Annotated in this window: 5 protein-coding genes; 1 reads left to right on the forward strand and 4 read right to left on the reverse strand. The window is 62.6% G+C overall.

Translation table 11 applies throughout. The annotated features are described in order from the left end of the window. Positions 1 to 388: 388 nt before the first annotated feature. A complete protein-coding gene (locus tag ACFQX9_RS07110; protein ID WP_085351283.1) occupies positions 389 to 1,627 on the forward strand; it encodes an NAD(P)/FAD-dependent oxidoreductase in 1,239 nt (412 codons plus the stop codon). On the opposite strand, the gene ACFQX9_RS07115 is transcribed toward ACFQX9_RS07110, so the two are convergent. From ACFQX9_RS07115 to rpoB, 4 genes are all read right to left on the reverse strand, one after another. Next, positions 1,555 to 3,576 carry an ABC transporter ATP-binding protein gene (locus ACFQX9_RS07115; RefSeq protein WP_377787400.1) on the reverse strand — a complete coding sequence of 674 codons (2,022 nt, stop codon included), beginning with the start codon at positions 3,574 to 3,576 and terminating at the stop codon, positions 1,555 to 1,557. The genes ACFQX9_RS07110 and ACFQX9_RS07115 overlap by 73 nt on opposite strands. A gap of 132 nt (positions 3,577 to 3,708) precedes the next feature. Beyond that, a complete protein-coding gene (locus ACFQX9_RS07120; RefSeq protein WP_377787403.1) occupies positions 3,709 to 5,769 on the reverse strand; it encodes an FAD-dependent oxidoreductase in 2,061 nt (686 codons plus the stop codon). A gap of 191 nt (positions 5,770 to 5,960) precedes the next feature. Then, the gene (rpoC, locus tag ACFQX9_RS07125; RefSeq protein WP_026233179.1) at positions 5,961 to 10,157 is read right to left on the reverse strand and encodes a DNA-directed RNA polymerase subunit beta'; all 4,197 of its coding nucleotides are present in this window, start codon (positions 10,155 to 10,157) and stop codon (positions 5,961 to 5,963) included. Between the two features lie 128 nt (positions 10,158 to 10,285). After that, complete coding sequence (rpoB, locus tag ACFQX9_RS07130) at positions 10,286 to 14,401, reverse strand: DNA-directed RNA polymerase subunit beta (protein ID WP_377787407.1); 4,116 nt, start codon at positions 14,399 to 14,401, stop codon at positions 10,286 to 10,288. Positions 14,402 to 14,732: the final 331 nt, after the last annotated feature.

The following is a 14,732-nucleotide window of genomic DNA, read 5'->3' on the forward strand; positions in this document are numbered from 1 at the left end:
ACTAAAATCGCACTGGCATTGCCTAGCTATGATCGACAGCGTTTGAGCGGCATTCGTCGAGGTTGGTGCCTGTCTTGGTGATCCCAGGGGATCAAACAGGTGGCCCGTTCCGACGTTGGCGATGCTCACCGCCTGTCGTTAAGTGAGGGGGTTCTATAAGTGGGAGTCGGTCAAGTCAAGGCGAAACGTCAGTCAGAAGCGCTTCCCGCACCTGCCGAAATCGCTTCTTGGGCCGCTCGCTGCGCCTTCGTGAGATAGAAATGAAGAGCGCGTCCCGCCACCTCCGAAACCTATTTATACCCGGGCTAAATATACTTTTATAACCATTGGCTAAGGCTTTCTTTCCTGTTGGAGCGCCAATGTGCCGCCTTGGGCAGAGATTAGCGCCATGCGGTACACCGACATTGCCATTATCGGCGGGGGATTGTCCGGCTCGACCGCCGCCGCGATGCTCGGCCGTAGCGGCATTTCGACCATCCTGATCGATCCGCATGAGAGCTATTCGGCGGACTTTCGGGTCGAAAAACTCAGCGGTCACGTGCAGGTCGGGCGATTCCTGCAGACGGGAATCGCCGAATCGGTGTTGCACCGCGCGACCTTTGTGGGTGAGAACTGGATCGCGCGCTTCGGCCGCCTTCTCGACAAGGCGCCGAGCCGGCAGTTCAACATCCTCTACGATTCCCTCGTCAACGCTGTCCGCGACGAAATTCCTGCCGGCGTCGAGCGCATCTGCGCCAAGGCTGTCTCGGTCGAGACGAGTGCGGAGCGGCAGAAGGTCACTCTCTCCAACGACGCGATGGTCTCCGCCCGGCTGGTCGTGCTCGCCAACGGACTCAATGTCGGCCTGCGCCACCAGCTGGGAATCGCCCGAAAAGTCGTCAGTGCCTGCCATTCGATTTCGATCGGGTTCGACGTGGTGCCCGCGGGACGGGACTCGTTCGACTTCCCTGCGCTGACCTATTTCTCGGAACGGCCGAGCGACCGCATCCCCTACCTCACGCTTTTTCCGATCGGGACGCGGATGCGCGCCAATCTGTTCGTCTATCGCAGCTTCGACGATCCCTGGCTGCGTGAGCTGCGCCGCGCGCCGGCCGAGACGTTGAACGCTGCGCTGCCACGGCTCAAGCACATCACCGGACCATTCGACATTCCCAGTGAGCTGAAAATCCGTCCGGTCGATCTCTATGTGAACGATGCCAGCGGCCAGCCGGGTCTCGTGCTGGTGGGCGATGCCTTCTCGACCTCCTGCCCGGCCGCCGGCACCGGGTGCGACAAGGTCTTCACCGACGTCGAGCGGCTCTGCAACGTCTATATCCCGCAGTGGCTGGCCTCCGACGGGATGGATACAAGCAAGATCGCCGCCTTCTACGCAGACCCGGTCAAGCGGGAGTGCGACGATTGGTCGGCCGCGAAGGCCTTCGATTTCCGCTCAGTCTCCATTGCGACAAGCCCTTATTGGACGGCGCAGCGCTGGGCACGCTTCATTGCCTGGTCGGTTCAGGGACTATTGCGGCCGCTTGGAGCAGCCTTCGATCTGGAGCCGAACTTCCTCGGTCACTCCTCCTCATCGTCCTCGTCGAGGTCGTCTTCATCCTCGTCGTCTTCGTCGCTGTCCTCGTCGACGTGAGCCGGCGCGCCATGCGGTTGGTGGATCTGGTCGTTCCACAGCTTGCGATAGGTGCCGTTCTTGGCGAGCAGCTCGGCATGCGAGCCGCGCTCGATCGCCCTGCCCCCTGAAATCACGATGATCTCGTCCATCTCGACCACCGAGGTCAGGCGGTGGGTCGACCAGATCATGGTGCGGCCCTTGGCGACCTTCAGCAGCGTGCGGTTGATCGCAGCTTCCGTGGTCTGGTCGAGCGCCGAAGTGGCTTCGTCGAGCAGCAGCACGGAAGGATTACGGATGACCGCGCGCGCGATCGCGATGCGCTGGCGCTGGCCGCCCGACAAGGTATCGCCGCGCTCGCCCACCGGCGTGTCGTATCGTTGCGGCAGGCTCATGATGTAACGGTGGATCTCGGCTTTCCTGGCCGCCTCCTCCACCTCCTCATCGGTCGCGCCCTCCTTGCCGAGCCGAATGTTCTCCCGGATCGACATGTTGAACAGCATATTCTCCTGGAACACCACCGCCATGCTCCGGCGCAGGGAGTCCAGCGTCACCTTGCGGACGTCGACGCCGTCGATGGTGACGCGCCCCTCGTCCGGCACATAGAGCCGCAGGATCAGATTCAGCAGCGTGCTCTTGCCGGAGCCGGACGGACCGACGATGGCAATGCGCTTGCCGACATTGAGCTTGAGGCTGAGATTGTCCAGCACCGGCGTCTGGCTGCCTTCGTACTGGAACGTCACGTGGTCGAAGGTGATGTCGTTGGTGATGCGGGGCAGATCGGGCGCGCCGGCACGATCGGCGCTGCGCGTGGGCTCGTCGAGCAACTCCTGCATATGACGGATCGCGGCTGCCGCGGAGATCGACACGGGGATGAAATGCATCACATGGGCGATGTTGTAGGACACCTCCCAGAACGCACTCTCGAAGGTGACGAAGGTGCCGATGGTAATCTGCCCCTTCGTCGCCAGATATGCGCCGATCGCGAGCACGACGAGATGCAAGAGCAGCACCGAGATGGTGACCGTCCGCTCCACCATGGTCGACAGGAACGCCGCCGAGGCCATCCTGTTTCGCGTCTCGTCGTTGCGGAATTTGAAGAAGCCGAACATCCGGCGTTGCAGGCTGAACGCCTTGATCACGGCCTGCGCTGCCACGTTCTCCTGCACCATGCCGAGCAGCGCAGATTCATTGAGCTTCTGCTCGTAATTCGCCTGGACAGCCTTCGGCGTCAGCATGCGGGGACCGATCAGCGTGATCGGGAACACCAGCAGCGCAACCGCCGCGAGCTGCCAGTTCAGGAACACCATCAGGATGATGCCCGCGATCAGCTCCAGGAACGGCAATGCCGCGCTGTTGGCGAAGGTCTTGACCGAACCCTCGAAGGCCGCGAGGTCGACTGAGAAGCGCGACAGGATCTCGCCGCGCTTGGTGCGGCCGAAATAGGCCGCCGGCAGGTCCTGGACGTGCTCGAACAGCCGTTTGCGGACGTCGGAAATGATGCACGCCGCGAGCCGCGCATCCCAGCGCTCGTACCAGACCGCGACGATCGAGGTGAATATGCCCGCGACCGCAAGCACGCCGAGGATCTTGTACAGCGCCTGAAAATCCTCCTCGCCGAGCGCGTCGTCGATCAGGTACTTCAGGCTGAGCGGCATGATGACGTTGAAGAGCGTCTCGACGAAGACGCCGAACGCCACGAAGGACAGCATCTGCTTGTAGTTGAACAGGAAGGGTTTGACGAAACCCAGGATGGTCGCGAGCGCGCCGGCGGCCTCGCGCGCGGTAAAGACGACGAGGTCCTCGTCCTCATCGTCGTCATCGAGCTCCAGCCCGCCATCCTCCTCGTCTTCATCGTCCTCGTCGTCTTCAAGGTCCGGCTTGGCGGTAGGGACAAGCTTGTCGTCGAGCTCGGCCGCCTCTTCCGCGGCGAGCTTCTGTTTGTCGGGCGGGAGGGGCTTGGACGCCATGAAACCAACCGATGCTGACGGCCGGCATGACCGCAGAGAAAGCAGGAAATAGCGCCAACCGCTACTGCATCGATTCTATGCGATCAAGATGAATTCGGCAAAACAATTGGCGAAGGCGCCCGCTTCAGGCGGCTAGTCGTCTTCCTCATCCTCGACCTTGTCGAAAAAGGAATAGCGCAAGGAATCGGCGTCGGCGTACCACTGGCCCGGGCCCTTGTTGGCGGCGAGCGTGGTCTCCCAGAGCGCGTCGGTGCAGTCCTTGCGGTGCATCGACAGCTCGAAGCCGTTGCCGAAGAACAGTTCGGACCATTCCCACCAGGTGCCGAGCTTCTTGACGCCGCGCAGAAGGTCGTAGCGGTCGATCAGTGCCGGCGCCATGTCCGAGGTGATCGAGCCGAACACGAGCCCGGTCTTGACCACACGGTTCAGCTCCCTGATCGCACGGACCACCTGCTTCGGGGAAACATGGCAGAGGCTGGTCTCGAACACGAAGTCGAACGCACCGTCCTTGAACGGCATGTCGGTGATCGAACCGAGCTTGTTGTACTTCCTCAGCGCCTTCGGCGTTCTGGCGTGAATGGTGCGGTTGTTCTCGATACCGAAGGCATCGATGCCGCGATCACGTAGCGCGCCGACAAGCTCGCCGCTGGCCGAGCCCGCGATCAAGAGCTTCGTGCCTTTGGCCTTGCCCCAGACGATGCCGATCAGTTTTGTGAGATAGTCGGGATCCGTGAAGTGTTGCCACACCTCGCTGTAGGGGCCCTGGCCGCGATAATTGTCAAAATAGGCACGATCGATCTTGTCCGAGAGCGGCTTGTCGTCCTGCGAACGCTCGCGGCGCAAGCGCATCATCTCGGTCAAGATGATGTCGGTCGCCGCGTCCGAGGAATCGAGCAGGCCGTTCAGCGTCGAGTCGAACAGATAGTCGCCGACCACCACGATTCCGGGATGTTCCTTCGGCTCGGGCCGGTGGTTGGTCATGACGTCGCGCACGGGCAAGCCGCCCGGAATCGCGTTCACCGAGGACAGCCAGCGGTGGATCTTGCCTTCTATGAAATGCGCGCGTGCATCGCCGAGCGATGCCGGAAGCGATTTCAGCGCGGCATCGATCAGCTCCCGGTCGGAGAGATTCGCAAAGGCCAGCGCATCGGAGCCCGGAATCAGCCAGTTCAGCACGCCGTGCTTGCCCACATCATGGCGGGCGCCCTCGTTATAGACGCAGCAACCGCCAAAGGCTTCCGACATGAACCAGGCGCCGGCGATCTTGTCGCCCCAGAACGGCGTGTCGAACAGGATCGAGACACGCAAATAGTGCGCAGGACGGTCGAAGTACGCGACGTGCTTGACCATCGACTTGCGGAGCTGTTCGCCTTCCCAGCCGACGGTCCCGAGCCAGGAATGCGGCAGACAGACCAGCACAAGGTCGAAGTCGCGCGTCTCCGGCCCCTTGCCGTTCATCATCTTGAGTTGATAGCGGCCGGTCGGCGCCTTGCCGACCGTGAGGATTCGGTGATTGAGCTGGATGTCGGCATTGACCTCCGACTGGAGGCACTCGATGAGCTGCTCGTTGCCGTTCTGGATGGAATAGAGGCCGATATAGCCGTCGACATCCATCAGGTAGTTCTTGAGCGCGTTGAGCCCGTTGGTGTTGTGGCTCTCGGTCGCGAGGTCCGAGCGCGCCATCACCTTGAAGAATCGCTTTGCGGTCTCGTCCTCGACCTCCTCGTCGAGCACCTGTTCGGCGGTCTTGTAGGCCCAGGGATTCTCGTTGTCGTGCGCGCCGACACCCTCGTAGTACTCGATCGGCGTCATCGCCTCGGCGCAGCGCTTACGGAACGCCTCGATTGCGGCTGCGGTCTTGGCACCGTATTTGCGGCGCATGCCCGCGACGTCGTTGAGGAGCTCACCGCCGAACTGCACCTGCTCGGCATCCATCGGAATGGTCTGCAGGCCGAAATGCTGGATCAACTCGCGCAACGGATCCGGCCCGGTCATCGAGTAGTCGTAGATCTCGGCAACGCCGGCCTCGTACATCGCGGGCGCGGAATCGAATTTGCGCGTGACGATCTTGCCGCCGAGCCGGTCGGATGCCTCGTAGATGGTGACGCGGCAGAGGTCGCCAAGCTTGCGCTTCAGATACCAAGCGCTCATCAGCCCGCCGGGGCCGCCGCCTACGATTGCGAGATCAAGCATGAGAATTCCGTGGTCTCCGGCCCGCCCCCTTCACGGGACCACCGGTCTAAGCTCTCCTAGCAGAAGCGCTTTTGCGCCTGAAGGAAAGATGAACAAAGGTTGATCCTGCACCGCAACAGGGAAACAAAGCAGCAAAAAGGCCGGCTTTCGCCGGCCTTTTCAGTGTCCTCGGTATTCCTACGGATGAACGATCATTCCGCAGGTGGCAGCGCCATCGGCTCCACTTCCGGCGCCGGCGGCACGACCGCCGCCTGCTTCTCGCGCTCGTCGAGGATCATCTTGTCGCGCTTCACAGCGACTTCGCGGATCTTCGCCATGGAGGCGCCGGTGCCTGCCGGAATCAGCCGGCCGACGATGACGTTCTCCTTGAGGCCTTCGAGCGGATCGACCTTGCCGTTGACCGCCGCTTCCGTGAGGACGCGGGTGGTCTCCTGGAACGAGGCCGCCGAGAAGAAGGAGCGGGTCTGAAGGCTCGCCTTGGTGATGCCGAGCAGAACCGGCGTCCCCGTGGCGATCTTCTTGCCCTCTTCCTTGGCCTTCGCGTTGATCTGGTCGAACTCGATCTTGTCGATCTGCTCGCCCGAGATCATGTCCGTGTCGCCCTGGTCGGTGACTTCCACCTTCTGGAGCATCTGACGGACGATCACCTCGATGTGCTTATCGTTGATGAGCACGCCCTGGAGCCGATAGACCTCCTGGATCTCGTTGACCAGATAGGCCGCGAGTTCCTCGATGCCCTTGACCGCCAAAATGTCGTGCGGCGCCGGATTGCCTTCCACGATGAAGTCGCCCTTTTCGACGACGTCGCCGTCCTGAAGGTGGATGTGCTTGCCCTTCGGGATCAGGTACTCGCGCGCCTCTTCGGTCTTGTCCATCGGCTCGATCGAGATGCGACGCTTGTTCTTGTAGTCGCGCCCAAACCGGATGGTGCCCGCGATTTCGGCGATGATCGCCGCATCCTTCGGACGCCGAGCCTCGAACAGTTCCGCCACCCGCGGCAGACCGCCGGTGATGTCGCGCGTCTTGGCGCTTTCGGTCGAGACACGGGCGAGAATGTCGCCCGCCTGGACCTTGGCGCCGACATCGACCGACAGAATGGCATCGACCGACAGCATGTAGCGGGCATCGCCGCCACGGGCGAGCTTGAGCACCTTGCCGTCCTTGCCCTTGATCACGATGGCGGGACGCAGGTCCCCGCCGCCGCGCATCGAGCGCCAGTCGATGACCACGCGCTTGGCAATACCGGTGGCCTCGTCGAGCGTTTCCGAGATCGACTGTCCCTCGACCAGATCCTCGAAGCCGATAGTACCTTCGACCTCGGTGAGGAGCGGACGGGTGTAGGGATCCCATTCCACGATACGCTGGCCACGCTTGACCATGTCGCCCTCGTCGACGTGCAGGCGCGAACCGTACTGAATACGGTGCGTCGCACGCTCGGTGCCGTCGGCATCGACGATCGCGATCACCATGTTGCGAACCATCGCGACCAGGTGGCCTTCGCTATTGCGGGCGATGGCCTTGTTCCTGATCACGATCTTGCCGTCGAAGTTGGATTCGACGAAAGATTGCTCGTTCAGCTGCGCCGCACCGCCGATGTGGAAGGTGCGCATGGTGAGCTGGGTGCCCGGCTCGCCGATCGACTGGGCCGCGATGACCCCGACCGCTTCGCCGTGGTTGACCGGCGTGCCGCGAGCGAGATCGCGGCCGTAGCACTTGCCGCAGATGCCGTTGACGAGCTCGCAGGTCAGCGCCGAGCGGATCTTCACCTCCTGGACGCCGCCCTGATGGATGGCATCCAGATGGCTCTCTTCCATCAGCGTACCGCGCTTGAAGATCACCTTGCCCGTGCTGTCACGCACGTCTTCGCAGGCCGTGCGTCCGAGGATGCGCGAGCCGAGCGAAGCGACCACGGTGCCGGCATCGACGATGGCGCGCATCTTGATGCCGAGCTTGGTGCCGCAATCGTCCTGCGTGATGATGCAATCCTGCGCGACGTCGACGAGACGACGGGTCAGATAGCCGGAGTTCGCGGTCTTCAACGCGGTGTCCGCGAGGCCCTTGCGGGCGCCGTGGGTCGAGTTGAAGTACTCGAGCACCGAGAGGCCTTCCTTGAAGTTCGAGATGATCGGCGTCTCGATGATCTCGCCCGACGGCTTGGCCATCAGGCCGCGCATGCCGGCGAGCTGGCGCATCTGGGCCGGCGAACCGCGGGCACCGGAGTGAGCCATCATGTAGATCGAGTTGATGTCGGCATCCGCCCCACTCGCCGTCTTCTTGGTCGAGGAGATCTCCTTCATCATCGCCTTGGCGATTTCTTCCGTGGCCTTCGACCAGGCGTCGACGACCTTGTTGTACTTCTCGCCATGGGTAATCAGACCGTCGTTGTACTGCTGCTCGAAATCCTTCGCCAGCGTACGGGTAGCGTCGACGATCTTCCACTTGGAGTGCGGCACGACCATGTCGTCCTTGCCGAACGAGATGCCGGCCTTGAACGCGTTGTAGAAGCCGAGCGCCATGATGCGGTCGCAGAAGATCACCGTCTCCTTCTGGCCGCAGTGGCGGTAGACCTGGTCGATGACGCCGGAGATCTCGCGCTTGGTCATCAGCTTGTTGATGATCTCGTACGGAACGCGCGGGTTCTTCGGCAGCAAATTGCCCAGCATTACGCGGCCGGCGGTGGTCTCGATCCAGCGCCTGGAGATCTTGCCGGTCTCGTCGATGCCTTCCCACCGGTACTTGATCTTGGTGTGGAGGTGGATGACCTTCGCGTGCAGCGCGTGCTCGAGCTCCGCCATCTCGCCGAAGATCTTGCCCTCGCCGGGCAGGCCTTCGCGCATGATGGAGACGTAGTAGAGACCGAGCACGATGTCCTGCGACGGCACGATGATCGGCTGGCCGTTCGCCGGATGCAGGATGTTGTTGGTCGACATCATCAGGACGCGCGCTTCCAGCTGCGCTTCCAGCGACAGCGGAACGTGCACGGCCATCTGGTCGCCGTCGAAGTCGGCGTTGAACGCGGCGCAGACCAGCGGGTGGAGCTGGATCGCCTTGCCCTCGATCAGCACGGGCTCGAACGCCTGGATGCCGAGGCGATGCAGCGTCGGTGCGCGGTTGAGCAGCACGGGATGCTCGCGGATGACCTCGTCCAGGATGTCCCAGACCTCGGGCCGCTCCTTCTCGACCAGCTTCTTGGCCTGCTTCACGGTGGTGGACAGGCCCTTGGCGTCAAGCCGCGAGTAGATGAACGGCTTGAACAGTTCGAGCGCCATCTTCTTCGGCAGACCGCACTGATGCAGGCGCAGCTCGGGACCGACCACGATCACCGAACGGCCCGAATAGTCGACGCGCTTGCCGAGCAGGTTCTGACGGAACCGGCCCTGCTTGCCTTTGAGCATGTCGGCGAGCGACTTCAGCGGACGCTTGTTGGCACCGGTGATGACGCGGCCGCGGCGGCCGTTGTCGAACAGCGCGTCGACGGCCTCCTGAAGCATGCGCTTCTCGTTGCGGATGATGATGTCCGGCGCGCGCAGCTCCATCAGCCGCTTCAGGCGGTTGTTGCGGTTAATGACGCGGCGGTAGAGATCGTTGAGGTCCGAGGTCGCGAAGCGGCCGCCATCCAGCGGCACCAGCGGACGCAGGTCCGGCGGAATCACCGGAACCACCGTCATGATCATCCATTCCGGCTTGTTGCCGGAGTGGCGGAACGCTTCCACGATCTTCAGGCGCTTGGCGAGCTTCTTGTGCTTGATGTCGGAGTCGGTCTCCTGCATCTCCGCACGCAAGGTCAGCTCGAGCTTCTCGAGGTCCATGCCCTTGAGCAGCTCGCGAATCGCTTCCGCGCCGATCATGGCGGTGAAGGAATCCTGGCCGTATTCGTCCTGCGCCTTCAGATACTCGTCTTCCGACAAGAGCTGACGGTCCTTCAGCGCGGTGAGGCCCGGCTCGAGCACGACGTAATATTCGAAGTAGAGGATCCGCTCGAGATCCTTCAACGTCATGTCGAGCAGGAGGCCGATGCGCGAGGGCAGCGACTTCAGGAACCAGATGTGGGCGACGGGGGCCGCGAGCTCGATATGGCCCATGCGCTCGCGCCGGACGCGCGACAGCGTGACCTCGACCGAGCACTTCTCGCAGATGATGCCCTTGTACTTCATGCGCTTGTACTTGCCGCACAAGCACTCGTAGTCCTTGATCGGCCCGAAGATGCGGGCGCAGAACAGGCCGTCGCGCTCGGGCTTGAAGGTACGGTAGTTGATGGTTTCCGGCTTCTTGATCTCGCCGTACGACCAGGACAGAATCTTCTCGGGGCTCGCGATCGAGATCCGGATCTGGTCGAAGACCTGAGCCGGCGTCGTCGGATTAAAGAGATTCATAATTTCTTGGTTCATCGTCTTCTCCTCGCGTGCCGGTCGCCTCCGGCAGCAAATTCGAAAATCACTATGCGGGGCACCCTGCCCTTGCGATTCCAGGACTGGGCGCCGATGCCCGGCCATTCAGGCCGGGCATGAGGGTCGTATTACTCGGCCGCTTCCGCCGTCCCCGGTCCGACCTTGGAATTGTGCAGATCGACGTTGAGGCCGAGCGAGCGCATTTCCTTGACCAGCACGTTGAACGATTCCGGAATACCGGCCTCGAAGGTGTCGTCGCCACGCACGATCGCCTCGTACACCTTGGTACGGCCGGCGACGTCGTCCGACTTCACGGTCAGCATCTCCTGGAGCGTGTACGCCGCGCCGTAAGCCTCGAGCGCCCACACTTCCATTTCGCCGAAGCGCTGGCCGCCGAACTGCGCCTTGCCACCCAGCGGTTGCTGGGTAACGAGCGAGTACGGACCGATCGAACGCGCGTGGATCTTGTCGTCGACGAGATGGTGCAGCTTGAGCATGTAGATGTAGCCCACCGTCACCTTGCGATCGAAGGCATCGCCGGTGCGGCCGTCATAGACGGTCGACTGACCCGAAGCGTCGAGACCGGCAAGCTTCAGCATCTCCTCGATGTCGGCTTCCTTGGCGCCGTCGAACACCGGCGTCGCGATCGGAACGCCGCGGCTCAGATTGTGGCCGAGCTCGATCAATTCGTTGTCGTTGAGCGACTTGATCGTCTCGTCCTCGCCGTAGACCTTCTTCAAGGTTTCCTTCAGCGGCCTGATGTCCTGCTTCGACAAATAGGCATCGACTGTCTGGCCGATACGCTTGCCGAGGCCGGCGCAGGCCCAGCCAAGATGGGTCTCGAGGATCTGTCCGACGTTCATGCGCGAAGGCACGCCGAGCGGATTGAGCACGATGTCGGCATGCGTACCGTCTTCGAGGAACGGCATGTCCTCGATCGGCACGATCTTCGACACCACGCCCTTGTTGCCGTGGCGGCCGGCCATCTTGTCGCCGGGCTGGATCTTGCGCTTCACCGCGACGAAGACCTTGACCATCTTCATCACGCCGGGCGGCAATTCGTCACCGCGCTGAAGCTTTTCGACCTTGTCGAGGAAGCGCTGTTCCAGCCCCTTCTTCGACTCGTCGTACTGCTTCCGCATGGCCTCGATCTCGGCCATCAGCTTGTCGTTCGGCGAAGCGAACAGCCACCACTGCGACTTCGGGTACTCCTCGAGCACCGCACGGGTGATCTTGGTGTCCTTCTTGAAGCCCTTCGGACCGGCGATGCCCTGCCGTCCTTCGAGCAGCTCGGCAAGACGGTTGTAGACGTTGCGGTCCAGGATCGCCTGCTCGTCGTCGCGGTCCTTGGCCAGACGCTCGATCTCTTCCCGCTCGATCGCCAGCGCACGCTCGTCCTTGTCGACGCCGTGCCGGTTGAACACGCGCACTTCGACGATGGTGCCCTGCACGCCCGGAGGAACGCGCAGCGAGGTGTCGCGGACGTCGGAAGCCTTCTCGCCGAAGATGGCGCGCAGGAGCTTTTCTTCCGGCGTCATCGGGCTTTCGCCCTTCGGCGTGATCTTGCCGACCAGGATGTCGCCGGCGCGTACTTCCGCGCCGATGTACACGATGCCGGCTTCGTCGAGGTTCTTCAGCGCTTCTTCCGAGACGTTCGGAATGTCGCGGGTGATTTCCTCGGGTCCGAGCTTGGTGTCGCGGGCCATCACCTCGAATTCTTCGATATGAATTGAGGTAAACACGTCTTCCTTCACGATCCGCTCGGAGAGCAGGATCGAGTCTTCGAAGTTGTAGCCGTTCCACGGCATGAACGCGACGAGCACGTTCCGGCCGAGCGCGAGCTCGCCGAGATCGGTCGACGGACCGTCGGCGATGATGTCGCCCTTCTTGACGATGTCGCCGACCTTCACCAGCGGACGCTGGTTGATGCAGGTCGACTGGTTGGAGCGCTGGTACTTCATCAGCCGGTAGATATCGACGCCCGACTTGGTCGGATCGAGATCTTCCGTGGCGCGGATCACGACGCGGGTGGCGTCGATCTGGTCGATCACGCCCGAACGGCGCGCCGCGATCGCAGCACCCGAGTCACGCGCAACCACGCCTTCCATGCCGGTGCCGACGAACGGCGCTTCGGCGCGAACCAGCGGCACCGCCTGGCGCTGCATGTTCGAGCCCATCAGCGCGCGGTTGGCGTCGTCGTTCTCGAGGAACGGGATCAGCGCGGCCGCGACCGAAACGAGCTGCTTCGGCGACACGTCCATGTAGTCGACCTTGTCCGGGGTCACCGGCAAGACTTCGCCGGCGTGACGGCAGACCACGAGATCTTCGGTGAAGCGGCCCTTCGGATCGAGCGGCACGTTGGCCTGCGCGACCGTATAGCGGCCCTCTTCCATCGCCGAGAGGTACACGACCTCGTCGGTGACGCGGCCGTCCTTGACCTTGCGGTAAGGCGTCTCGACGAAGCCGTACTTGTTCACGCGCGCGAAGGTCGCGAGCGAGTTGATCAGGCCGATGTTCGGACCTTCCGGCGTCTCGATCGGGCAGATGCGGCCGTAATGCGTCGGATGCACGTCGCGGACCTCGAAGCCGGCGCGCTCGCGGGTCAGACCGCCCGGTCCAAGTGCCGACAGGCGGCGCTTGTGGGTGATCTCCGACAGCGGGTTGGTCTGGTCCATGAACTGCGAGAGCTGCGAGGAGCCGAAGAACTCGCGCACGGCGGCGGCCGCCGGCTTGGCGTTGATCAGGTCCTGCGGCATGACCGTGTCGATGTCGACCGAAGACATGCGCTCCTTGATCGCGCGCTCCATGCGGAGCAAGCCGATGCGGTACTGGTTCTCCATGAGCTCGCCGACCGAACGCACACGGCGGTTGCCGAGATGGTCGATGTCGTCGATCTCGCCCTTGCCGTCGCGCAAATCCACCAGCGTCTTGATGACGGAGAGGATGTCTTCCTTGCGTAGCGTGCGCTGGGTGTCGGGCGCATCGAGGTCGAGGCGCATGTTCATCTTGACGCGACCGACCGCCGAGAGGTCGTAGCGCTCGGCGTCGAAGAACAGTGACTGGAACATTGCCTGCGCCGAATCCAGCGTCGGCGGCTCGCCGGGACGCATCACGCGGTAGATGTCGAACAGCGCGTCCTCGCGCGTCATGTTCTTGTCGGCCGCGAGGGTGTTGCGGATGTAGGCGCCGACATTGACGTGGTCGATGTCGAGCAGCGGCAGCTCCTTGTAGCCGTGCTCGTTGAGAACCTTGATCGACTTGTCGGTGATCTCTTCACCGGCTTCCGCGTAGATCTCGCCGGTCTTGGGATTGACGAGGTCCTCGGCGATGTAGTTGCCGACGAGCTCAGCATCCGAGAGGCGCAGCGCCTTCAGCCCCTTCTCCTGCATCTGACGCGCACCGCGCACGGTGAGCTTCTTGCCGGCTTCGAGCACGACCTTGCCGGTATCGGCATCGATCAGGTCGTTAATGGTCGAGTAGCCGCGGAAACGATTGGCGTCGAACGGAACGCGCCAGCCTTCCTTGATCCGCTTGTACTGGATCTTCTTGTAGAAGGTGCTGAGGATCGCCTCGCCGTCGAGACCAAGCGCGAACATCAGCGACGTCACCGGAAGCTTGCGGCGACGGTCGATACGCGCATAGACGATGTCCTTGGCGTCGAACTCGATGTCGAGCCAGGAGCCGCGATACGGGATCACGCGAGCGGCGAACAGCAGCTTGCCCGACGAATGGGTCTTGCCCTTGTCGTGGTCGAAGAACACGCCCGGCGAACGGTGCATCTGCGAGACGATGACGCGCTCGGTGCCGTTGACGATGAAGGTGCCGTTCATCGTCATGAGCGGGATGTCGCCCATGTAGACGTCCTGCTCCTTGATGTCCTTGACGGACTTCGCGCCGGTTTCCTCGTCGATATCGAACACGATGAGGCGTAGCGTCACCTTGAGGGGGGCCGCGAAGGTCATGCCGCGCTGGCGGCACTCGTCGACGTCGTATTTCGGCGGCTCGAACTCGTAGCGGACGAATTCCAGCATCGAGGTGCCCGAGAAGTCGGAGATCGGGAACACCGAGCGGAACACCGCCTGCAAGCCCTCGTCCGATCGACCGCCCTGGGGCTCGTCGACCATCAGGAACTGGTCATAGGACGCCTTCTGAACCTCGATGAGGTTCGGCATCTCGGCCACTTCCTTGATGTGTCCGAAGAACTTGCGAACGCGTTTGCGACCGGTGAATGTCTGCTGCGCCATCGTGGCCTCTCATTTTCGTCGCCCGATTTGGGCGCGCCCTCCGGAACGCGGCGACCGCCGCTCCCCGGGTTGAATTTTTCGAACCCGTCTTGGGGGCCGGAGACTCAGTTTCAGGCAGGAATGTCCTGAATCTGTTCTTCAGACCTTCAAAACGCAAAACGACGCGCGGGGCGCAGGAGCGCGCCCGCCCGTCACAACCAACCTCTTCACGGACTGCAAAAGCCCGAAATAGCTTGCTCTCCCAACGGCTTACAGGGAATGCTGCATCCCTGCCCACCGCGCTTTCGTGCTGCCGACCCGATATGGGGCGACATTAGTGCAGATTCGAGGG

This window comes from Bradyrhizobium sp. GCM10028915, from assembly GCF_042666195.1.
Classification (GTDB): domain Bacteria; phylum Pseudomonadota; class Alphaproteobacteria; order Rhizobiales; family Xanthobacteraceae; genus Bradyrhizobium; species Bradyrhizobium canariense_D.